General features: G+C 64.9%; 25 protein-coding genes. 13 read left to right on the plus strand and 12 right to left on the minus strand.

Translation table 11 applies throughout. The features are described from left to right. From ACQR10_RS08465 to ACQR10_RS08495, 7 genes are read left to right on the plus strand one after another with little or no spacing between them, the layout of a single operon-like run. On the plus strand, positions 1–1,104 hold the full coding sequence (locus ACQR10_RS08465; protein WP_316216975.1) for a carbon-phosphorus lyase complex subunit PhnI: 1,104 nt from the start codon (positions 1–3) through the stop codon (positions 1,102–1,104). After that, complete coding sequence (locus tag ACQR10_RS08470) at positions 1,101–1,985, plus strand: alpha-D-ribose 1-methylphosphonate 5-phosphate C-P-lyase PhnJ (protein ID WP_316216974.1); 885 nt, start codon at positions 1,101–1,103, stop codon at positions 1,983–1,985. The genes ACQR10_RS08465 and ACQR10_RS08470 overlap by 4 nt, the downstream gene beginning before the upstream one ends. After that, positions 1,978–2,772 (plus strand): phosphonate C-P lyase system protein PhnK, encoded by a 795-nt coding sequence (phnK, locus tag ACQR10_RS08475; protein WP_316216973.1) that lies wholly within the window; start codon positions 1,978–1,980, stop codon positions 2,770–2,772. Before ACQR10_RS08470 ends, phnK begins: the two co-directional genes overlap by 8 nt. A gap of 17 nt (positions 2,773–2,789) precedes the next feature. Beyond that, on the plus strand, positions 2,790–3,488 hold the full coding sequence (gene phnL, locus ACQR10_RS08480; protein ID WP_316216972.1) for a phosphonate C-P lyase system protein PhnL: 699 nt from the start codon (positions 2,790–2,792) through the stop codon (positions 3,486–3,488). A gap of 15 nt (positions 3,489–3,503) precedes the next feature. Beyond that, positions 3,504–4,661, plus strand: coding sequence for an alpha-D-ribose 1-methylphosphonate 5-triphosphate diphosphatase (locus ACQR10_RS08485; protein ID WP_316180007.1), 1,158 nt, complete (start codon positions 3,504–3,506; stop codon positions 4,659–4,661). Further along, on the plus strand, positions 4,658–5,299 hold the full coding sequence (phnN, locus tag ACQR10_RS08490) for a phosphonate metabolism protein/1,5-bisphosphokinase (PRPP-forming) PhnN (RefSeq protein WP_316216971.1): 642 nt from the start codon (positions 4,658–4,660) through the stop codon (positions 5,297–5,299). The genes ACQR10_RS08485 and phnN overlap by 4 nt, the downstream gene beginning before the upstream one ends. Further along, positions 5,277–5,888, plus strand: coding sequence for a pyridoxamine 5'-phosphate oxidase family protein (locus tag ACQR10_RS08495; RefSeq protein ID WP_316216970.1), 612 nt, complete (start codon positions 5,277–5,279; stop codon positions 5,886–5,888). Before phnN ends, ACQR10_RS08495 begins: the two co-directional genes overlap by 23 nt. Before the next feature lie 44 nt (positions 5,889–5,932). On the opposite strand, the gene ACQR10_RS08500 is transcribed toward ACQR10_RS08495, so the two are convergent. The 3 genes from ACQR10_RS08500 to ACQR10_RS08510 form a co-directional block, all read right to left on the minus strand. Beyond that, the gene (locus ACQR10_RS08500; RefSeq protein ID WP_316180012.1) at positions 5,933–6,154 is read right to left on the minus strand and encodes a hypothetical protein; all 222 of its coding nucleotides are present in this window, start codon (positions 6,152–6,154) and stop codon (positions 5,933–5,935) included. 1,292 nt (positions 6,155–7,446) lie between these two features. Continuing rightward, a complete protein-coding gene (locus ACQR10_RS08505) occupies positions 7,447–7,770 on the minus strand; it encodes a DMT family transporter (protein ID WP_316180013.1) in 324 nt (107 codons plus the stop codon). A gap of 194 nt (positions 7,771–7,964) precedes the next feature. After that, on the minus strand, positions 7,965–8,225 hold the full coding sequence (locus ACQR10_RS08510) for a hypothetical protein (RefSeq protein WP_434863739.1): 261 nt from the start codon (positions 8,223–8,225) through the stop codon (positions 7,965–7,967). 214 nt (positions 8,226–8,439) lie between these two features. Between ACQR10_RS08510 and ACQR10_RS08515 the strand changes: the two genes are divergently transcribed. Next, a complete protein-coding gene (locus tag ACQR10_RS08515) occupies positions 8,440–9,414 on the plus strand; it encodes a quinone oxidoreductase family protein (RefSeq protein WP_315803625.1) in 975 nt (324 codons plus the stop codon). Between the two features lie 15 nt (positions 9,415–9,429). Here the strand turns inward: ACQR10_RS08515 and ACQR10_RS08520 are convergent, their stop codons facing one another. The 3 genes from ACQR10_RS08520 to ACQR10_RS08530 form a co-directional block, all read right to left on the minus strand. Next, entirely contained in the window at positions 9,430–9,705 is a 276-nt protein-coding gene (locus ACQR10_RS08520) for a hypothetical protein (RefSeq protein WP_316180015.1), read from the minus strand. A gap of 216 nt (positions 9,706–9,921) precedes the next feature. Continuing rightward, on the minus strand, positions 9,922–10,788 hold the full coding sequence (locus ACQR10_RS08525; RefSeq protein ID WP_316180016.1) for a hypothetical protein: 867 nt from the start codon (positions 10,786–10,788) through the stop codon (positions 9,922–9,924). A 1,110-nt stretch (positions 10,789–11,898) separates the two neighbouring features. Beyond that, entirely contained in the window at positions 11,899–12,516 is a 618-nt protein-coding gene (locus ACQR10_RS08530; RefSeq protein ID WP_315713004.1) for a LexA family transcriptional regulator, read from the minus strand. Positions 12,517–12,666: 150 nt separating this feature from the next. On the opposite strand from ACQR10_RS08530, the gene ACQR10_RS08535 reads away from it, so the two are divergent. Beyond that, the gene (locus ACQR10_RS08535) at positions 12,667–13,197 is read left to right on the plus strand and encodes a GcrA family cell cycle regulator (RefSeq protein WP_316216967.1); all 531 of its coding nucleotides are present in this window, start codon (positions 12,667–12,669) and stop codon (positions 13,195–13,197) included. A 52-nt stretch (positions 13,198–13,249) separates the two neighbouring features. After that, positions 13,250–13,849: a DUF6456 domain-containing protein gene (locus tag ACQR10_RS08540; protein ID WP_316216966.1), complete on the plus strand. Its 600-nt coding sequence runs from the start codon at positions 13,250–13,252 to the stop codon at positions 13,847–13,849. A 65-nt stretch (positions 13,850–13,914) separates the two neighbouring features. Here ACQR10_RS08540 and ACQR10_RS08545 read toward each other — a convergent pair whose 3' ends face one another. Then, positions 13,915–14,271 (minus strand): hypothetical protein, encoded by a 357-nt coding sequence (locus tag ACQR10_RS08545; RefSeq protein ID WP_316180018.1) that lies wholly within the window; start codon positions 14,269–14,271, stop codon positions 13,915–13,917. A gap of 248 nt (positions 14,272–14,519) precedes the next feature. Here ACQR10_RS08545 and ACQR10_RS08550 point away from each other — a divergent pair, with 248 nt between their 5' ends. Then, positions 14,520–14,948 carry a hypothetical protein gene (locus ACQR10_RS08550; RefSeq protein WP_315803619.1) on the plus strand — a complete coding sequence of 143 codons (429 nt, stop codon included), beginning with the start codon at positions 14,520–14,522 and terminating at the stop codon, positions 14,946–14,948. Positions 14,949–14,979: 31 nt separating this feature from the next. Here the strand turns inward: ACQR10_RS08550 and bamA are convergent, their stop codons facing one another. Next, positions 14,980–17,301, minus strand: a complete 2,322-nt coding sequence (bamA, locus tag ACQR10_RS08555; protein WP_434911952.1) for an outer membrane protein assembly factor BamA — start codon at positions 17,299–17,301, stop codon at positions 14,980–14,982. A 234-nt stretch (positions 17,302–17,535) separates the two neighbouring features. Here bamA and ACQR10_RS08560 point away from each other — a divergent pair, with 234 nt between their 5' ends. Next, positions 17,536–18,591, plus strand: a complete 1,056-nt coding sequence (locus tag ACQR10_RS08560) for a hypothetical protein (RefSeq protein ID WP_315803617.1) — start codon at positions 17,536–17,538, stop codon at positions 18,589–18,591. A gap of 219 nt (positions 18,592–18,810) precedes the next feature. On the opposite strand, the gene ACQR10_RS08565 is transcribed toward ACQR10_RS08560, so the two are convergent. Continuing rightward, the gene (locus ACQR10_RS08565; protein ID WP_315712992.1) at positions 18,811–19,044 is read right to left on the minus strand and encodes a DUF6894 family protein; all 234 of its coding nucleotides are present in this window, start codon (positions 19,042–19,044) and stop codon (positions 18,811–18,813) included. Between the two features lie 223 nt (positions 19,045–19,267). Then, positions 19,268–19,498 carry a hypothetical protein gene (locus tag ACQR10_RS08570; RefSeq protein WP_315803616.1) on the minus strand — a complete coding sequence of 77 codons (231 nt, stop codon included), beginning with the start codon at positions 19,496–19,498 and terminating at the stop codon, positions 19,268–19,270. On the opposite strand from ACQR10_RS08570, the gene ACQR10_RS08575 reads away from it, so the two are divergent. Beyond that, a complete protein-coding gene (locus ACQR10_RS08575) occupies positions 19,479–19,667 on the plus strand; it encodes a hypothetical protein (RefSeq protein ID WP_315712988.1) in 189 nt (62 codons plus the stop codon). The two genes, ACQR10_RS08570 and ACQR10_RS08575, sit on opposite strands and share 20 nt — an antisense overlap. A 2-nt stretch (positions 19,668–19,669) precedes the next feature. On the opposite strand, the gene ACQR10_RS08580 is transcribed toward ACQR10_RS08575, so the two are convergent. After that, positions 19,670–19,996: a cupin domain-containing protein gene (locus ACQR10_RS08580; protein ID WP_315803615.1), complete on the minus strand. Its 327-nt coding sequence runs from the start codon at positions 19,994–19,996 to the stop codon at positions 19,670–19,672. Next, the gene (locus ACQR10_RS08585; RefSeq protein ID WP_315803614.1) at positions 19,993–20,655 is read right to left on the minus strand and encodes a YqcI/YcgG family protein; all 663 of its coding nucleotides are present in this window, start codon (positions 20,653–20,655) and stop codon (positions 19,993–19,995) included. Before ACQR10_RS08585 ends, ACQR10_RS08580 begins: the two co-directional genes overlap by 4 nt. Between the last annotated feature and the right edge of the window lie 103 nt (positions 20,656–20,758).

Below are 20,758 nucleotides of genomic sequence, written 5' to 3' on the forward strand. Positions count from 1 at the left end.
ATGTATGTCGCCGTCAAGGGTGGCGAGCGCGCCATCGAGAACGCGCACCGGCTGCTGGCGCATGAGCGCCGGGGTGATCGCGATGTGCCGGAGCTGTCGCTGGCGCAGGTCTCCGAGCAGTTGGGGCTCGCCGTCGATCGCGTGATGAGCGAAGGCTCGCTGTACGATCGCGAGCTCGCGGCGCTGGCGATCAAGCAGGCGCGCGGTGATCTGATCGAGGCGATCTTTCTGGTGCGCGCCTTTCGCGCAACGCTGCCGCGCTTCGGCGCGAGCGAGCCGGTCGATACCGGCGCAATGCGGGTGCAGCGGCGTGTCTCGTCGACCTTCAAGGACATTCCCGGCGGCCAGGTGCTCGGGCCGACCTTCGACTATACGCATCGGCTGCTCGATCCGCAGTTGGCGGCCGGCGTCGAGCCGGAGCTGCCGGCCCGCGCCGAGGCGCCGAATGCGCCGACGCCGCGTGTCACCGACATTCTCGGTCAGGACGGGCTGATCGAGCCGTCGCCGCAGGCGGAGGCCGGCGCGCCGGTCGGCGATCTCACCCGTGATCCCCTGAGCTTTCCCGCCGATCGCGATCTGCGGCTGCAGAACCTGGCGCGTGGCGATGAGGGCTTTCTGCTCGCGCTCGGCTACTCGACCCAGCGCGGCTATGGCCGCAACCATCCCTTCGCCGGCGAAATCCGCTTCGGGGACGTCGAGGTCGAGTTCGTGGCCGAGGAGGTCGGCTTCGCGGTGCCGCTCGGATCGGTCGAGCTGACCGAATGTCAGATGGTGAACCAGTTCAAGGGCTCGGCGACCGAGCCGCCGTGCTTCACCCGCGGTTATGGCCTCGCCTTCGGGCAGAGCGAGCGCAAGACGATGTCGATGGCCCTGGTCGACCGTGCCCTGCGCGCGCGCGAGCTCGGCGAGGACATGGTTGCACCGGCGCAGGATGAGGAGTTCGTGATGTCGCACTCCGACAATGTGCAGGCGACCGGGTTCGTCGAGCATCTGAAGCTGCCGCATTATGTCGACTTCCAGTCCGAGCTCGGCCTGCTGCGCAAGCTGCGCCGGGAGTTCGCCGAGGCCAATGCCGCTCCCGAATTGAAGGAAGCTGCGGAATGAACGCACCGGCCTACAACTTCGCCTATCTCGACGAGCAGACCAAGCGGATGATCCGCCGCGCCATCCTGAAGGCGATCGCGATTCCCGGCTATCAGGTGCCGTTCGCGAGCCGCGAGATGCCGATGCCCTATGGCTGGGGCACCGGCGGCGTGCAGGTCACCGCTGCCATTCTCGGTCCGGGCGACGTGCTCAAGGTCATCGACCAGGGCTCGGACGATACGACCAATGCGATCTCGATCCGCAAGTTCTTCGCCAAGACCGCGGGTGTCGCCACCACGACCTCGACGGAAGCGGCGAGCGTCATCCAGACCCGGCATCGCATTCCCGAGGCGCCGCTTCACGAGGGACAGGTGCTGGTCTATCAGGTGCCGATCCCCGAGCCGCTGCGCTTTCTCGAGCCGCGCGAGACCGAGACCCGCCGCATGCATGCGCTGGCCGAGTATGGCCTGATGCACGTCAAGCTCTATGAGGACATCGCGCGTTTCGGTCACATCGCGACCTCCTACGCCTATCCAGTCAAGGTCAATGCGCGCTACGTGATGGATCCGTCGCCGACGCCGAAGTTCGACAATCCCAAGATGGACAATTGCCCGGCGCTGCAATTGTTCGGCGCGGGACGCGAGAAGCGAATCTATGCCATTCCGCCCTATACGTCGGTCGTCTCGCTGGATTTCGAGGACCATCCGTTCACGCGCTACAAGTTCGACGCGCCCTGCGCGCTGTGCGGCGCGGAGGAGTCCTACCTGGACGAGATCGTGACCGACGACAAGGGCAGCCGCATGTTCGTCTGCTCCGACACCGACTACTGCGAGGGCCGCCAGGCATCCGGACATCGTGGCGCGCAGAGCGTCCCCCCGCACAAGGAGAGCGCCCATGGCTGAGATGATCAGCGCATCCGATCAGCCGCTGCTCGTCGCGGAAGGGCTTGCGAAGAGCTACGGCCGGCTGGCAGCCTGCCGCGATGTCTCCTTCGTGCTCTATCCCGGCGAGGTGCTCGCCATCGTCGGCGAGTCCGGCTCGGGCAAATCGACACTCTTGCAGATGCTGTCGGCGCAAATGGCGCCGACGTTGGGCCGCGTGTCCTACCGCATGCGCGACGGCGTGCTGCGCGATCTTGCCGGGCTTGGCGAGGCGGAGCGCCGCTTTCTGTTCCGAACCGATTGGGGCTATGTCCATCAGGACCCGGCGCAGGGCCTGCGCATGGCGGTCTCCGCCGGCGCCAATGTCGGTGAGCGGCTGATGGCGGTCGGCTGGAACAACTATGGCCGGATCAGGCAGACGGCTTCGTCCTGGCTCGATCGCGTGGAGATCGATGTCGCCCGCATCGACGATGCGCCGCGGACCTATTCCGGCGGCATGCGGCAGCGGCTGCAGATCGCGCGCAATCTGGTGACCGAGCCCCGGCTGGTGTTCATGGACGAGCCGACCGGGGGCCTCGACGTCTCCGTGCAGGCGCGCCTGCTCGATCTGATGCGCAGCCTCGTCAACGAGCTCGGCCTCGCGGCCATCGTCGTGACCCACGATCTCGCGGTGGCGCGGCTGCTGTCGCATCGTGTGATGGTCATGAAGGAGGGGCGGGTGATCGAGACCGGCCTCACCGACCAGGTGCTCGACGATCCGCGTGAGCCTTACACGCAGCTTCTCGTGTCCTCGATCCTGCCGCCATGATGCAAGAGTCCAACGCGATGACCGTGATGATCGATGTCGAGAATGCAGAGAAGACCTTCACCATGCATCTGCAGGGCGGCGTGTCGCTGCCCGTGGTGCGCGGCGTGTCGTTCCAGGTCAGGTGCGGCGAATGCGTCGTGTTGTCGGGACCGTCCGGCGCGGGCAAGTCGTCGATCCTGAAGATGATCTTCGGCAATTACCGCTGCGATGGCGGGCGCATCGGCGTCCGGCACGTGGGCGCGATGACCGATCTCGCCGGCGCCGAGCCGCGCCTGGTCCTGAATGCGAGACGGCAGACCATCGGCTATGTCAGCCAGTTCCTGCGCGCGGTGCCGCGCGTCCCTGCGCTCGATGTCGTCGCCGAGCCGCTGCTCGCGGCCGGCCTGCCGCGCGAGGACGCTCGGGTGCGGGCAGGCGCGCTGCTGCGGCGATTGAACATTCCCGAGCGGCTGTGGTCGCTCCCGCCATCGACCTTCTCGGGCGGCGAGCAGCAGCGGGTCAATATCGCCCGCGGCTTCATCTCCGATCTTCCGGCGCTGCTGCTCGACGAGCCGACCGCGTCGCTCGACGCGGCCAACCGTGCGGTCGTGGTCGACCTGATCGCGGCAAAGAAGAAGGATGGAGTGGCCATGCTCGCGATCGTCCATGATGACGAGATCCGCGCGCAGATTGCGGATCGCACGGTCGACGTCACGACATTCGCCGCGGCGGCATAGAGGTAGACATTGCAGATGAGCGCGAACATGTCCGATATCGTGATAGGCAATGCCAGGCTGGTCCTCGCCGACCGCGTCGTCGAGCAGGGCTGGGTGGCGATCGCGGGAGGCCGGATCGCAGAATTGGGCGAAGGGGCTGCGCCGGCCGGAAGCCTGGACGCCGGCGGCGACCTGCTGATGCCCGGACTGGTCGAACTGCATACCGATCACCTCGAAGCGCATTTCGTGCCGCGCCCGAAGGTCTATTGGGACCCCGTCGCTGCGGTCATTTCCTATGACGGGCAGCTTGCGACCGCGGGCATCACGACGGTGCTGGATTCGCTGCGCGTGTGGAGCGAGGAAGGCGCCGAGGGCGTCGACGGTCAAGCCAATGTGCTCGCGGAGGCGATCGCGACGGCGCGCGACGGCGGCCTGCTGCGGTCCGATCACTTCCTGCATCTGCGCTGCGAAGTGCCGATGCCGACCGTGGTCGAGGAGGCGCGGCAACTGGCGGGGCGTCCGGATGTGCGGCTGATGTCGCTGATGGATCATACGCCCGGGCAGCGCCAGTTTCGCGACGAAGGCAAGCTGCGCGACTACTATCGCGGCAAGAGCGGCGGCAAGACCGATGCCGAGCTCGACGTGATGTTCGCGCGCCGCTTCGCCTATCAGCAGGCCTACGCGGCGCCGAACATGCGCGACATCATTGCGCTGGCAAAGACCCATGACGTGCCGCTGGCCAGCCACGATGACACGACGGAGGAGAACGTCGCCGACGCAATCAAGGACGGCATCGCGGTCGCGGAGTTTCCGACCACGATGGAGGCCGCGCGGGGCCTTCACCAGGCGGGCATCAGCATCCTGATGGGCGCGCCGAACGTCGTGCGCGGCGGATCTCACTCCGGCAATATCGCAGCCGTGGACCTCGCGCGCGAGGGCCTGCTCGACATTCTGTCGTCGGACTATGTGCCGTCGAGTCTGCTGATGGGCGCGCTGCAATTGCCGCAGCGGGTGCCGTCCATTGATCTTGCCGCCGCCGTCCGCACCGTCACCAAGGCGCCTGCGGACGCCGTCGGCCTGCATGATCGCGGCGAGATCGCCGTGGGCAAGCGTGCGGACCTGATCCGGGTTCATGTCGCGGGCCAGTTGTCGGTCGTGCGCAGCGTCTGGCGGGAAGGATTGCGGGTGGCATGAGCGGAATCGAGCCTGCCTCAGCGACGACATCCGGGAAGCTTGGTCCGGGACGCCTGATCCTGGTGGTCGGGCCGAGCGGCGCGGGCAAGGACACCTTGCTCAACGTGGCGCGTCGCGAATGCGCCGGCGATGACCGGGTCGTCTTTCCGCGGCGGATCGTCACGCGCGAAGCCTCGGCCTTCGAGGACAATCTCGAGATGAGCGTGTCCGCCTTTCGTCAGGCGCTCAGTGCTGGAGAGTTCGCGCTGCATTGGGAGGCCCATGGTCATGACTACGGCGTGCCGCGCGCGATCAAGGATGACATCCTGGCCGGCCGCACCGTCGTCGTGAACGTCTCGCGAACGATCATTCCCGCCGCGCGCCGGGATTATGCCAACGTCATCGTCGTCGCCATCACCGCGCCCGCGGATGTTCTCGCCGAACGGCTCGGCAAGCGGCACCGTCCGAGTGACGGCGACATCGGCGAGCGTCTCCACCGCGCGGTGACCGAAGACGCCGTAGCGGATGTCACGATCGTCAATGTCGGAGACCCCGAGCCGCACGGTCACCGGCTGGCGGACATCATCAAGCGGCCGATTGACGCAGAACCGATCGGATCAAACGGAGGCAGCGGCCATGTCGATCGTCACCACGATTGAACAGCTCGAGGCGATCTATGGCGAGACGGGGCTGGCCTCGACGGCGAAGGTGGCCGATCGCGTGACGCCGCACTACCGGATCATGATCGAGCAGTCGCCGTTCGTGGCGCTCGCGACATGTGGTCCCGAAGGTCTCGATTGCTCGCCGCGCGGCGATCTCCCCGGATTCACCCGCATCCACGACGACAAGACGCTGATGATGCCGGACCGCCGCGGCAACAATCGCGTGGATTCCTTGCGCAACATCGTGCGCGACCCGCGGATCGCTCTGCTGTTCCTGATTCCGGGATCAGGCAACACGCTACGTGTGAACGGGCATGGTCATCTGTCGACGGCCCCCGATCTGTTGGAGTCGTTCCGGATGGAAGGCAAGCTGCCGCGCTCCGTCCTCATCATGACGGTGGAAGAGATCTACTTCCAATGTGCCCGCGCGATCGTTCGTGCCGATCTCTGGAACCCGGATAGGCGTGTCGATCCGCAGCAACTGCCGACGCCGGGGCAGATTCTCGCGGCGATGACGGCCAACGACATCGACGGCGCGGCGTACGATCGCGAGTGGCCCGAGCGTGCGCGGAAATCCATGTGGTGAGTTCGGCGCGTGGCGCTTCGAAGGGCGGGCCGCGCTCCGAAACATCAGGCTGCGACATCGAGCAGGCGTGAGGATCCCCTGACGAGCACCTTGCGGCCGGCCATCGTGAGTGTCGCCGCGCCATTGTCCATAGAGACGAGTCCAAATGCGGTGAGCTCGTCGACAATCATGCCGTTCAGCCTGCGGCGTTCACGCGCGGGAATGCGAAGCGCCTTCAGCGTCTCCCATTGGTCCGGCGTGAGTTCGTGTTCGAATTCCGCGTTCATGCTGCCTCGAATGTTGGCGTCCCGCACCCGTCTTAGAAAGTCCGCGTGACGAAGATGCGACCTTCATGCATCCGTACTGATACGGTCCACGTCATTACGCTCGAACCCGTCCGCGATTAATTCAAATTTGAATGATCGCAAATGTGGTGCTGCATTGCAGCTCGCCGTGTTGGTAGCGGTGAACGATCGTCCGTCGTTAACAAATAATTAAGGCATGGGGGCAGCGCACAATGGTAACGCCGCTGTCACATCGGTGTGTCACACGGCGCCATCGTCCTGCTCGAATCGGCCGGCGCAGGCTTGAAGCGAAAACACGTTGAATGGCTGACCTGATCGACGTTCCGCCGCTGCCGTCGAACCGCAGAATCTGGTGGCGCAGCCTGGGCGGACTGGCCTTGAGCCTGTCGATCGCGGCTGTGGCGGTGTACGTTCTCACACGAGCCGTCAAGAAGCTCGACTTTGCCCATGTCCTGTCGATCGTCGAGGCCACCGACCGTCATCTGATCGCGGCGGCTCTGGCATTCGTCCTCCTCTCCTACGCCAGCCTCACGCTCTACGACCTGTTCGCATTGCGGACGATCGGCCGCCGCGACATTCCCTATCGCGCGGCCGCGCTTGGCAGCTTCACGAGCTATCCGATCGCGCACGGCATCGGCGCGGTCGCGTTGATCTCGCCGCTGGTTCGATACCGGATCTACGCGCCGTACCGGCTCGGGGCGATCGACATCGCCAATATCAGCTTCCTGACCGGGCTGACCTTCTGGCTCGGCAATCTCACCGCCCTCGGCCTGAGCTTGATGATCGATCCGGACGCCTTCGGCTGGGTGGAGTATTGGCCGCCGGCGCTCAACCGGGTCGTTGCGGCCGCGCTGCTCTGCGCCGTCACCGCCTTCGTGGTGTGGAGCTGGCCGGGGCGGCGAAGCAGACGATGGCCGGTGCGGCTGCCGTCCGGGCCTGCTGTGCTGATGCAGATCGCGGTCGGGCTGTTCGAGCTCAGCACCGCGGCGCTGGCAATGTATGTGCTCATGCCGGCCGAGCTCGGCATCGACCTCGCGCGGCTGATGGCGGTCTTCATCGCCGCGACCTTGCTTGGATTCGCCAGCCATGCCCCGGCCGGCATCGGCCTGTTCGATGCAACGATCCTGCTGGGTCTGGGCGGCGTTGATCAGGAGCGGCTGCTCGCGGCGCTGCTGATCTTCCGTGCGCTCTATCACCTGCTGCCGTTCGTGATCGCCCTCATCGTATTCGGCAGCGTCGAGCTGTCACGATCCTGCCGGAGGCCGTCGACGGTGTCAGACCGGCGAGTTCAGCTTCAGCCCGATCATGCCGGTGATGATCAGCGTGAGGCAGAACAGTCGCGTCGGATCCGCCGGCTCGCTGTAGAGGACCATGCCGGCGAGGATGCTCCCGGCCGCGCCGATGCCGGTCCATACCGCATAGGCGGTGCCAAACGGCAGTGAGCGCAGCGCAAGCGACATCATCGCGAAGCTGAGCAGGATCGCGGTCACGGTCGCGACGCTGGGCCAGAAGCGTGTCAGGCCGTCGGAATGCTTCAGGCCGAGCGCCCAGATGATCTCGAGCATTCCAGCCGCAAACAGAGCAAGCCAGCCGTTCATGACGGCCGTGCGCCCAGGCGCGCGACAACGCCCGCGGCTCTGAAGCCTGCTTCGCGAAGCCGCGGATCGCTTGCACCGATCAGTCCGGCCATCTGGTCGTCTCCGCGCCGGTCGAACCTGATCTCCATCTGCATGGTTTGCGCGACGCGCTGATGACATTGCGGGCGCCCATGCAGCCATCGGCGCGCGGCTTTCTATCTCTCCTCCATCATCGTGAACACGAAGCCCGTCATCGTCGCGCCGACGGCAAATGACAGCGTCAACACACCGACGAAGATCACGAACGTCACGTGCGGATCGACACTGTGGGCGATCAGGGTCGCGATGCCGAACGCATCCAGTTGGGTCAGCCCGAAGGCGAAGCCGAGCCCCATGGCGACGCCCATCAAGGTGTGGCAGGCCAGCTCGATCAGGATGGCCGGATTGACTACTGCGCTGCGTCGTTTGGGCGGCATGGGCTCGGACTCCACGCTATGGCCGATGAACGCTGGAACGGTGATCGTTGTTCCTGTGCCGGCTGGCAAAGCCGATTGCCAAACCCAGCCGACTGCGGCTACGGAAGACCGAGGTTCGGTCGCGGAGAAGCGCAGGCTCGAACGGCCCGCAAGGGGCCGGCGCGCGACCGGGCGGCGCGGCGTCGCGCAATCCGAACAGGGAGGATGACAACCCATGACGAACGCCATTCGTTTCCACAAGACCGGCGGTCCCGAGGTTCTCGCCTGGGAGCAGATCGAGGTCGGCAAGCCCGGCCCCGGCGAGGCGCGCATTCGCCACACGGCGGTCGGGCTCAACTTCATCGACATCTACAATCGCTCCGGGCTCTATCCGGTCCAGCTTCCGAGCGGGCTGGGCAGCGAGGGCGCCGGTGTGATCGAGGAACTGGGCGAAGGGGTGACGGACCTGAAGGTGGGTGACCGCGTCGCCTACGGCTCGTCCCCGCTCGGCGCCTATTCCGAGGCGCGGCTGATGCCGGCCGCGCTGCTGTTGAAGCTGCCCGACGAGATCGACGACAAGACCGCCGCCGCGATGATGCTCAAGGGCCTGACCGCCCAGTACCTGATCCGGCAGACCTACCGCGTGAAGGCGGGCGAAACCATCCTGCTGCATGCCGCGGCCGGCGGCGTGGGCCTCATCCTCAGCCAATGGGCCAAGCATCTCGGCGTTCACGTCATCGGCACCGTATCCAGCGACGACAAGGCGCAACTCGCCAAGGCCCACGGCTGCGAGCACACCATCATCTATACGCGGGAGGACTTCGTCGCACGCGTCGGCGAGATCACCGGCGGCAAGAAGGTGCCGGTGGTCTATGATTCCGTCGGCAAGGACACGTTCCTCAAGTCGCTCGATTGCCTCGCGCCGCTCGGCTACGCCGTGCTGTTCGGCCAGTCCTCCGGCACGGTCGATCCGCTCAATCTCGGGCTGCTCGCCCAGAAGGGATCGCTGTTCGTGACCCGGCCGACGCTGTTCACCTACGCCGCCAGGCGCGAGAGCCTGGTCGCGATGGCCAACGAGCTGTTCGACGTGGTCAAATCGGGCGCGGTGAAGATCGAGGTCAACCAGACCTATCCGCTCAAGGAGGCGGCCCGGGCCCACGCCGATCTCGCGGCACGCAAGACGACCGGTTCGACCGTCTTTCTGGTCTGATCTGGCGCAGCCGGATCAAACCTGCTCGTGCTTGCGCAGGTCGTGGAGGTGATCGAACCGGACGGCCTGCAGGTCGGCGTCCCGCCCATCGATCTCGGGCAGGGCGGCTTCGGACATGATGTCGGCGGTGACGTCGGCAACCGATCGGTCGACGATCTCGTGGATGAAGCTGACGTTCGCATATTCGCCCGACGCGATGCGCGCCACGACGTCGCGCCGGGTCATCTCAGGATCGACCACGGCCTCGCGTCCGCGCCGGCCGTAGTCGATCATCACGACGAAATACTGCATGGAGCGCCGGTTCGCCTTCGGCTGACTGTGATGCTACATTATTTCTTTAAATCAGAATTTTGTCAAGACTGATTCGGTCCACCCTCGCCTCACCGACTCCATCCCAGCCTGCGCGGCCATCACCAAACCGGCATCAGCCGCGGAAATAGTCCAGGCGATGTAGCGTGGCGTCCGGAAGCATGTTCCCGCACGCCATGAAGACCGCGTCATCGCCCGTTACTGCACGTTGAACGTCGCGCCGGGACATTCGGTGGTCACGCTGATCGGGATCGCCTGCGCCGCCGCCGCGGTCGGCTTCGGCTTCGCAACCACCTTCCAGCGGCCGGGCTTGTTCAGCCAATATCTGTGCCTCGATGTCGCAATGCGACGCTCGGTATAGGTCGTGCCCTTCCAGATCAAGGGGCCCTTCGGCTTCGGTGCCGCGACCTCATGCCATGGTCCGAACTCGCCGAAGTCCATGAACCACAGATGCCATTCGAGCTTCTGATATTCATGGTGGGACGCGACCACCTCGACGATGGGGCGGCCGTTCAGCCACGACACCTCGTCCTCGAGCGGCTTGATCTGCTGGCAACGGGTATGCAACGGCTCCTGAACGCGAAGCAGATCGTCTCGCTGGCTTTGCGTGAGCATCGCCGAGGTGACGGGCAGTCCCACGTTCGGATCATCGGCCGGATATGAGCAGATCGGCACCGTTGGCGGCCCCTGGCCCGTCCAGGGATTGTTGCTGCAGTAGACTCGCCTCGTCACCGACGAAATGCCGGTGGTCGCCGTTTCCTCCGCCTTTCCGGTTTCCCGGTCCCAGACACCGCTGAACGTCGTCTTTTGATTCGGCGGACAGGCCACGGTCTTGTGGGCCGTCCACCAGTGGGAAACCTCGAATTCATAGTACGAGTAGCGCGGCTCCGGATACAGCACGGCTCTGACGCTGGTCAGCGCGTGGTGCGCTTCGCACGCCGTTCCATAGGTATCCAGCCAGCACACGAGGTGGAAGTTTTCGTTCGGCCAGCATCCCGCACGCGCCGACGACGTGAAGCCGAGTGCGGCGATCACCAAGCTAAAGGCAAGAAGATATCTCCGCATGGCGTTTCCCATGATGGCGTTTCCCCATGTCCTGCCTGTGCAGCCACAGGTTGATGGTGAGTTTGCTCCGGCGCGGCGCCTGGTCCTTGATCGGGATCAATCCGCTTGCGCGACGTCGTCGACCTCGGCCGGACATCGGCGATCACGCGACGGCGCAGCAGGTCCGGCTCGCTGGCGGGCGCGTGTATCGTCGGGGCGGGCCACCGCTTGGAGCCGAGATAGCGCAAGACCAGCCTGTCCCACCAGTCGCTCTGCCTCGTATCGAGGATTGCAGCGTTCAGGCGCTTTCGAATTGGGCTGCCTTCCGCGAGAGATGGCGAGGAGCTGCGGGTCGAGGACTGATCCGGGCGCCAGGCGCGGCTGGTGGCAAGGCGTCACGCCCGTCGGGCGAATCAGGGGCGATGCGCCCGCACGATGGTCCGTTTCATGGCCTTCGATCGCCTGCAGACGACGTGTGCGGAAACGCTTGTTTTGGGAGAGGCTTCAACGCATTGCCCCGATCCGGCCCGCCGGGCCGAAAAATTCTTCTTTCTCTTTTTCAGAATTCGTGATTGTCTAGGCGCATCCCGCCTCATGGAGAGGGCGTATCGCGGTCGTCACGACACGTGGAGGCGGGGAGTGATGGGCGGGCCGGTTTGCAGCGTGGTCATTCGCGCGGACGAACAACATCGGCCCGCACGGTCAAGTCGCGTGGTCCTGATACTCCGATGCCAGTATCAAGCCTGCGCTGGCGCCAATGGCGCGGCGCGGGTGACGGTGACCAGACAGCCCGGCGCACCGGGGAGAACGCGAAGCAGCCGTGAAAACCATCGCGCAGGGAGGGCCGGATCGTTCCGGCTGGACCTGTGGTACCTGCCGCCTGCATTTTTTGAGCAGGCGGGCCACGGGCCTCAGTCGAGGTCCGGCCTTCCCTGCACCCTCTCGTTTGAAGAGGGTGAGACCACTGTATCACTCGGACGCCTGGGGCGCCGCGAGACCATGGACGCACATCCCCATATGTCGCTCAGAATTGTCGATCACGACGGCGCAACAGGCGCGGTGCCCACCCTCCACTGGAGGGAGGGGATGCAGGGGGAGCGCCTCGGCGTCCCCTGCATCCGGCCTCGAGTCTTACTTGTTTGCCGCGCGGGCGCGCGACTTGGCGGCCGCCTTGGCGCGGATCCGCGAGATCTGGCCGCGCGGCAGGGTGACGAAGATCTCGCCGATCCAGTCCAGCTTGACCCCCACGATCGGCTTGGCGTTGAAGCTCTTCAGATTGACCACGGACGGCGATTTGCCCCGTTCGATCGTCTTCAGGTAACGCTCGCCGGACTTGAGGCGCACCACCGCCTCCTCGCCGTAGAAGCTCGACAGCGGGTGGCGCTGCTCGCGGTAGACCACGATCACATCGCCGTTCTCGTATTTCGGCAGCATCGAATCGCCCGTTACCTCGAAGGCGATGGTCTCCTCGGAGATCGGGAAGGGCAGGGCGACCTCGCCGAGGCCCTCGACGGGCACCTGCTCGTAATCGGGCTCGATCACCGAGCCGGCGCCGACCCGGCCCATGATGGGGACGGAATTGAGCTCGAGATACTCCGTAATGAGCGGAATCTCGGCCGCCTTGATCAGGCGCTGGCCGCCGAGGATCTCGGAGACCGCGCCCGGCCGCACGCCCATGGCGCGGGCCAACCCTCCTTTCGTCTTTCCTGGCTTCTCGAGTGCACGCTCGATCATGGCAACGTCCAACATGGCTTTGACCTCTTTTGCGAATCTCGGAAGACATTATATGTTTCGAATAATCAGAACTCAAGCTTGACTTTTTCTTCGGAATATCGGAAGATTTGGCCGTCGGGTGAGCCGGCGGGTCCGGCGGCCCCGACCCAGAAGGAAGAGGCGAGAATGCAATCCACAGATTGGCCAGACCAGCATTCCAAGATGCTGTGCGAGCTTCATGCCCAGGGGCGGTCCTATGCCGAGATCGCGCGCGCGCTCAATGCGCAGTTCGGAACCGCCTATACCCGGAACGCGACGCTTGGCCGCGGCAAGCGGATCGGGCTGGCCGCGCCGGGCGGGCCGAAAGCCGCGCGATCCACGCCCCGGCCGATGTCCGCGGCGTCCCGAACCGGACGGCGGAGCCCGGACGCGGCGGCCCGGCCGATGCCATCCGCGGCGAAACCCGCGGCGGCCGTCAAGCTGCGTTGCGTCGGCATCAGCCCGCGCCTGCTGTCCCTCGACCAGCTCGAGCGCAACGATTGCCGCTACCCCTATGGCGGCGACCGGGACGACGATCCCATCACTTTTTGCGGTCATCCGCGCCAGCCCGGCTCCTGCTACTGCACGCCGCATTACCATCTCACGCGGCTTCCGCCCGAGGAAACCGCTTCGCGTCCCGCCGGACGTTTGATCCTGCGGCTGGTCGCGGCCGCGTAGAGCGCGGCAAGCCCGACCCGAACCGACCCCATTCATTTTCCGGAGACGAGACATGGCGCGCCCCCGACGCAGCAAGCCCCATCGCATGTCCAAGACCCACGACCGCAGAGCTCACGACCTGCCGCGAAATGCAGACGTGATTCCCGTAGAGATCGACGACCCGCTGGCGCTTGAGCCCGGCGAAAAGATCGTCGCGTTGCGATCGGTCCGCAGCGACCCGCTCGGCCGGCTGCACGCGCACAAGCAGCTCGATGACGCCCAATACCGGGCCGGACGGGCGTTCCAGAACGATTGGGAGCGGGCCGAGCGAGGCCCGCAGGCGATCGATCCCTCGCGCGAGCACGTTGACGGCGCCCGCGGGCGCGAGCCGGTCACCGAAGGCCAGAGGCGGGCGGTGCTGCGGCTCAACCGCGCCGAGCGCGAGCTCGGCGCCGACGGCGCGGCGATTACCCATGACATCCTGGTGCACGGCCTGACCATGGAGCAGGTCGGACACAAGCGGGGGCTCGCCAGCCAGCGCTGGAACGACTATTTCGCCCGCCGCTTCAAGGAGTGCCTGGACCGGCTGGCCGTGGTCTACGGGTTTTCCACCGACAGGGTCCCCAGGACATGCGATGGGGCCGTGCGATCGGGCCATCGGGGCGAGAGCTAACGGCTGGTCCGACCGGCCTCGTTCCGTCGTCGACGGTACGAGCGCCGGTCGGACAATCGTTTGGTTCAGGGATGGGGCGCCACGACATAAGTGGTGCTGTAGGGCTCGACGCGCAGCGAGGCATGCGACAGCAGAGCAATCTTGGCCGAAGGTGCCATCTGCAGCTCGCCGTTCGGGCCGCGATGAACGTTGTACTGCCAGGCTGCGAGGTCGCCTTTCTGCGCCAATGCGCGCGCAACGGCGCTGGCATCGTTCCCGCCGATCGTAGCCAGCTCTTCGCTATTGAGACCGATGACGATCTCATCCTTGACGGTCACCACCTTGAACAGCGAGGTCGCGCTGTCGCCAGCGCTCGCCATCGAAGCGGTGAGCGCCAGCGTGGCGACGGCGCTGAAGAATGGGCGTGTCAGTCTGGAAGGCATGAGGACTCCTGTTGCCGACGGCATGATGGACGGCGTCGGTGTGCAGCCATTGGTTCCCGACGGGCGGCCATCGGTTCGCAGAAATCGATGCGGCGGTGGGCTGAACCAGGGGGCGTGACGTCGCGTCTAAGCACGATTGCGGGATGCGTACGTGCCGCCGGACGGCTGGTTCGTCCTGAGTTGACACAGGTCAAGCTGCACGCCCGGCCATGTTGTATTCGGGAATGAGTGAAGTGAAGGGTGATGCCATGTTCAGCGGGAAATATCGATCTCCTTCGGCCGGTGGAAAAATCGCGATTGCGGCCGTCGCAGCCATCGCCGTGGTGGCAAGCGCGCCGGCGCCGGCCCATGCGCGGGTGGCGGGTCCGGCCAACAAGCCGGCGGTCGCGACGGCGACAGCCGGCGATTTGACCGATCTCAGCGCTCGCCGGCGCTACCGCCGCGTCTACAGGGGCAATCCAGCCGCTGGCTTGGCCATCATGGGTGCAATGATCGGCACCTTCGGCGCAATCGCCGCGCATCAGAACGACGACTATTATTACTATGGGCCCGGCTATTATCCCGGCCCCGGCTATTACGGGCCGCCGCGGGTGTACTACGCACCGCGGCCGTACTATGTTCGCCCGTATTACGGTCACCCGTATTACGGCCCGCGCGGTTACTATTATCCGTACTGACGCGACGCTCCGTCGACGTTGCGGCGTTGGCTCAGAAGCCACCGGCGCTGAAACGAAGCGGCTGCACGACGTCATACGCCGCCTTGCTGATCGGGACCGCGTAGTCGACGGTAAGCGGTCCGAACGGCGATGCCCAGGTCATGCCGACGCCGACCGAGGACCGCAGCACGTTCCTGTTCGCCACCTGGACATTCTGGGTCGGGCCGCGATAGCCGAACACGGTCCCGGCGTCGACGAAGGCCGATGCACGCAGGCCGTATTCCTGCGGCAATCCGGGAATGTTGCCCTGCAGCTCCGCCGTGGTCGCCCAGAACAGGCTGCCGCCCACATTGTCCATCGTCGATCCCGGCGTCAGATCGCGCGGTCCGAAGCCGCCCGGCGCGAAGCCGCGCACCATGGTAGGACCGCCGAAGAAGCTGTTGAGCAGCGGCGCCTGCTGGCCGCCCCATCCGGTGATATAGCCGCCTTGCGCGCGCACCATGCCGGTCAGGTCGCTGTTGATCGATCGATAATAGCGGACGTCGCCTGTGGTCCGTAAGAAGCGAACGTCGCCTCCGAGGCCGGCGAGATCCTGCGTCAACTGTGAGCGGATGCCGCTGGTCGGCACCTTGTTGTTGTCGAGGGTGCTGTAGGTGACGGTATTGCCGAGCGAGGACACCGTCTGCCGCCCGGCTGCGACCGCTTGGCGAACCGGCAGGGACACCGCCGCTGGCGAGATCCCCGGTGCGAGCACCACCCTCTGGTCATAGAGCGAATAGCGCCACAGCATGGCCGTCTGCTCGCTGACCGGCATGCCCAGGGTGAGGGCGCCGCCATAGGTGTTGCTGCCGAACGATTGGAACGTGCTGACCATGCTCTGTCGCGCGAATAGCTCCATGCCAGGTGTCGTTCGACCGAGGGCGTAGGGCGAGGTGAACGACAGGCTGGCGCCTCGCGCGAACTGGCCGTAGGTGAAAGTGGCCTGCGCAGTGTTGCCGGTGCCGAGCACGTTGCGGTCACCGATCTTGACCTCGGCGAGCAGTCCGTCCGTGGACGAATAGCCGCCCGAGACGTTGAAGTCGCCGGTCGCCTGATCGATGGCCTCGACGTCCAGCACCACGCGATCGCTGGCCGAGCCAGGCCGCGTCGAGATCTTGACGGTCTTGAAGTAGTTGAGGTTGCGCAGGCGACGTTCGGCGCGGTCGATCAGCGTCCTGTTGTAGGCATCGCCCTCGCTGACGTCGAACTCGCGTCGTATCACGTCGTCATGCGTGCGCGTGTTGCCGTGGATCTCGATGCGCTCGACATAGGTGCGGCGTCCCTGCTCGATCTGGAAGGTGACGTCGGCCAGCCGATCCTGCGCATGGCGATTGATCCTGGGCTCGACCTGCGCAAACGGAAGGCCGAGCTTGCCAAGCTCGGCCGTCAGGACCTCGGAGGTCTTGTCGATCTTGCTCTGGTCGAACGTGTCGCCCTGCTGCGCCAGCACCAGCGGACGCAGGCGCTCGCACGTCAGCCCCTGCACGTTACAGGAGATGTCGACCACCGCAATCCTATAGAGGACGCCTTCCTCGATCGCAAAGGTGAGGTTGTAGCCGCCATTTGCCGCGTCATAGTCGACGCTCACGTTCGTGACCTCGGCATCGGCGTAGCCGTGGTTACGATAGTATTGCCGCAGCAGTTCGCGGTCCTCGTTGACGCGATCGGCGTCGTAGACATTGCCGCCGGTCACGAAGCTCAGCACGTTGGTGGCCGAGGTCTTGATCACCGCGTGCAATTGCCGTGCGCCGTAGGCCCGGTTGCCCGTGAAGCTGATCGCCCTGACCGGCGTCTTCCTGCCTTCGGTGATCGTGAAGACGAGATCGACGCGGTCGTTGCCGCGATCGATGATCTCCGGGACCACGCGGACGTCGTCGCGTCCCGCACGATGATACGCCTGGATGATGCGGGCGACGTCGCCCTGGACAGTTGCGCGCTGGAGGCCGGCTCGCGGCTTTGATAGCACCGCGCCCGTGAGCTCCGCATCCTTCACCTTCTTGTTACCTTCGAAGGCGACGCGATCGAGCACTTTTGCTTCCGAGACGCGGACCACGGTCCGTCCATCGGCACGGCTGATCTTCACGTCGTCGAACAGTCCGCTCCCAACCAGCGCCTTCAAGCCGGCGTCGAGCGCGGCGGCGTCGTATCGCCCGTTGACGTCAGCGTGAAAATAGGATCGCACGGTGTCGGCATCGACGCGCCGATTGCCCTGTACTGCAAGGGCTTCGCCCGCTACGGCCGGCGGCGCAGACGTCAGCACCGACAGTGTCGCAACGATCAATGCGACGTGTCGCGATCTGCTGTCTCCGCGGTGACGGCTGTTCCGGGCGGTCAACATGCACGCATCTGCCTGCTCGTCATGCCCAGATGCAAGAGCCGGTGGACGGCCAAATCATGTCGAGGCCGTGGAGACTTGGCGGCCTGCGATCACGCCTGCGAAGGGTGACCGGCAGGGAACCGAGCACGGCCGCAGATTCGACGCAGAGTCGATTCAAACGGCGTGCAGCATCGTCCTCATCCGTACGCGCCAGCAGATGCTGATGCGGCGAACGTTTGTCGGGAGCAGACCATGCGCGCGATCGCCTTGGCCCTCATCGCTTGCACTTTCGTTCAATCAGCTCTTGCTGCTGCGGTCGTCCCGGAGATCGACCCACGCGCGTCGCTCGGTGTCGTCCAGAACTGGATCTACAACTATCGCACCAAACCCGACTACGCCCATGTGCCGGCGGCGGTCCGGGTGCTATTCCATTCACAGACGTTCAAGGAGCCGGAGAACGCGGGCATCTATCTCGGCTTCATCGCGGGGGCGATCGGCTCCAATCCCGCCAAGGCCGAACAACTCGTCAACAGCTTCTTTCCCGTGCCTCCCGAGGAGGAGTGGGTGGTCGTGCGAGCCATCGCTTATTCAGGTCTGCCTGACTGGCGCAATCTCATGCGCAGGGTGGCGCCGAAGATGCCGGGCCGCCGCGTGATGATCGACGGCTATCTCAGCGGCGCACAGCCGACCTTGATGGACATCCCATTGGAGGAAACGAAGCCTGGCGTGATGGACAAGCTGCGTGGCGCATTGACGCAGAATCCGTTCAAGAAGGAGGAACGCAAGCTCGACACGCGGCTCAGCTACGCGACCCACCAGGATCTGCTCGACATCCTCTGGGGCTATTACTTCGCAACCGGCTCGCGCGTACCGATCCAGCGTATCGTCCAGATGCTGCCTTGGTCGAAGAGCCGCGACACGGTCGACAAGCTGACGATCGGCAGCATGGCGCGCTATACGCTTGCCAGCTACTCGGTGCGCGATGCCAGCCTGCGCGACTATCTCCGGGAGGAACTGGCGCGGCAGTCGGGACCGGTCAAGGAGCCGCTCAGGGAGGTGGTCGAGGCCGCCGATACGGTGCAGCTCGGCGCCGTCCGCAAGGATGCCGTCGCCGCCGTCGAGGAGCTGAAGACCAAGGGCTCGGATGCCCGGCGCAACATGGATTTCTGGGGACAGCTCGGCGTCGGCGCCCTTGCGCTCGGTTGTGTCTCGGCGGCAGCGCTGGGGCAGGTCGCCGTCGGCATCCCGTGCGTGATCGGCGGTTCGGCCTCCCAGGGCCTGCTCTCGTTCTGGGAGAAGCAGCAATAGGCCCTCGGTGGTGCAGCGGCGGCGTGCGTTGGAGGCCGAGGAAAGGGAGAGCCGGTCGAGTCGATCGGCGGGTCTGGCACTCAGGGGGCTCTTGATGCCGAAGCGGCCCGATCGCGCGCCCGATGTGCACACTCAAGAGTTGTTCGGCTTTTCGTATCCTCTACGAAAAGTAGAAAAAGCAGTCGGCGCGCAGTCACTGCTGGCACGCCTATGAAAAAATCAGGACAGGCTGGCTTTCACTGCGGCCGGATAAACCGGCTCGCGGTGAACCTCCGCGCCAGATTCGTCGACGACGACGATGGACAGCCTGCGGTCGGTGATGCGCGGGTCGTGCCGGAGGCGCCGGGCCAAATCCCGGCTGTGCTCGATCGCCCCTGCACTCGTCGCAAATTCCAGGCCGGTCCGGTCTCTGGTCGGAATGCCATCCTTCATATCGAAATAATAAGTGCGCATGGTCTTCCTGCAGCCGCTGTGTCGCGGGAGTGGGCACGGATCCCGGACGGGATCCGCAACCCATTCTTCCCCCAAGCAAACTATAGAAGACCTCTAATGTGGAGGACAAGCTTACCGCTGCCGTAATCCCCCCGCCTCGTTCGGTAAACGACCGTTTCCACTGGTATCGTCAGCCAGAAACTGCCAGAAGGCTCAAATTGTGACGCCGAAATCAACCAACCGGTCAGTTCGGCTTGCTGCAAGAGTTGTTCGCTGGCATACTTTCAACCTCTTCGGGTTCCGCACGGTCGATTTCCAGGCGGGCCATCCTGAGGATCAGGGTCGCAGTCGTCAGACCAAGACTTTCAGCCTCGATTGCTGCAGTATCTACCTTGCGTGCAAGGCCTTCACGTTTGCTAAGGACTGGCATTACTGTTTCCTGCCAAAGGTGCGAGATGAAGAATTCAACATTCATCGCGGAGCTGCACACGAAGCTCGGAGCCCCATCGAGCGAAGCCGTGGAAAGCCTTCGTCTGCTGAAGGCATTCCTGAAGCTGGCTCCGGGCCAGCGCATCGAGGTGATCGAGATGGTTGAGCGGTTGACCGCGGAGTCCCTTTCGGAGACCGATCGCCCTCTGTCCTGAGCTCATCCCTCCCGATTGCATGCAATGGTTGCGGGCGGTCGCGTCGCGATCGCGTAGATTGCATCATCCAGCGCTTCCGATTCGTGCAGCGTCCCGGCCGGCAGCAGAATCTTGTCGCCGGCCGTGCAGATGCGCTCGCCGCCTTCCCAACGAAACGTGAGCCGTCCCCGGATCACGACGAGGATTTCGTCGACCGGGTGGGTATGAAAGGCGTGAACCTTGCCGGCCGCATCGTGCTGCAGCTCGATGCAGCCCTGCGTCGGCAACAGCGCCAGGATGTCGGGATCGATCGCAAAGCTGGTCTTCGTTCCAGCGATGATCTGGGTCATGCGGCCTGCTCCTTGTCTGCGATGGACGATGGCTTGGTCTGCGCCAGCTTGTGGAAGGGACAGGCCGGCGGCGGCTGGTTGTCGTCGTAGAGGAAATACTGCTTGAACTCCCGGCCCTCCGGATTGCCGTAGCGTCCGAGCTGGGGCGACGGCGCCGTCGTGTCGAACGGGACCAGCCGTTTGCGCACCTCGCCGAAGGCCTTGGCGGCGGCCTCATCGGTGCCGAGCATCCGTTCGAACACCCAGCGCGGTTGGAAGGTCAGCATGAATGCGCTCGAGCGACGGCTTTGCCGCATCACATGCGCGGGTGTGCTGCAGACCACGAAGATCGGCTCTCCGGCAAACGAGAACTCCCACATCGGATGATCGACGGTCTCGGGAATTTCGGCCGGCCACGGCTGGCTGTCGACGCGGGCCAACTGATCGAGGATCTTCCAGAACTTCTTGTAGTAGGAGTCGATGGTCTGAACCGGGCGCGGGCGGGTGAACAGCACCAGCGAGGTGTTGGGCCCGTGCGAGCGGCTCTCGGAGACGAACAAGGCGAGCTGCTGGCCGAGCACATCGATGTCGATGGGGTCGAGAAACAGATAGCGAAGCTGATCGTGACGATAGCCCGCGACGCCGTATACGCACGGAAAGGGTCTTGCTTCGCTGCTCATCTGAGCCTCGAATTCCGAAAACAGGACGCTCTGCCAGCTTCCGGCCTGATGGCCGGATCGGACTTCGTCCCTTCTCAAATACAAACGCGACATACTGACCCTC

The sequence above is a fragment of the Bradyrhizobium sp. HKCCYLRH2060 genome (assembly GCF_051168135.1).
In the GTDB taxonomy this organism is placed as follows: Bacteria; Pseudomonadota; Alphaproteobacteria; order Rhizobiales; family Xanthobacteraceae; genus Bradyrhizobium.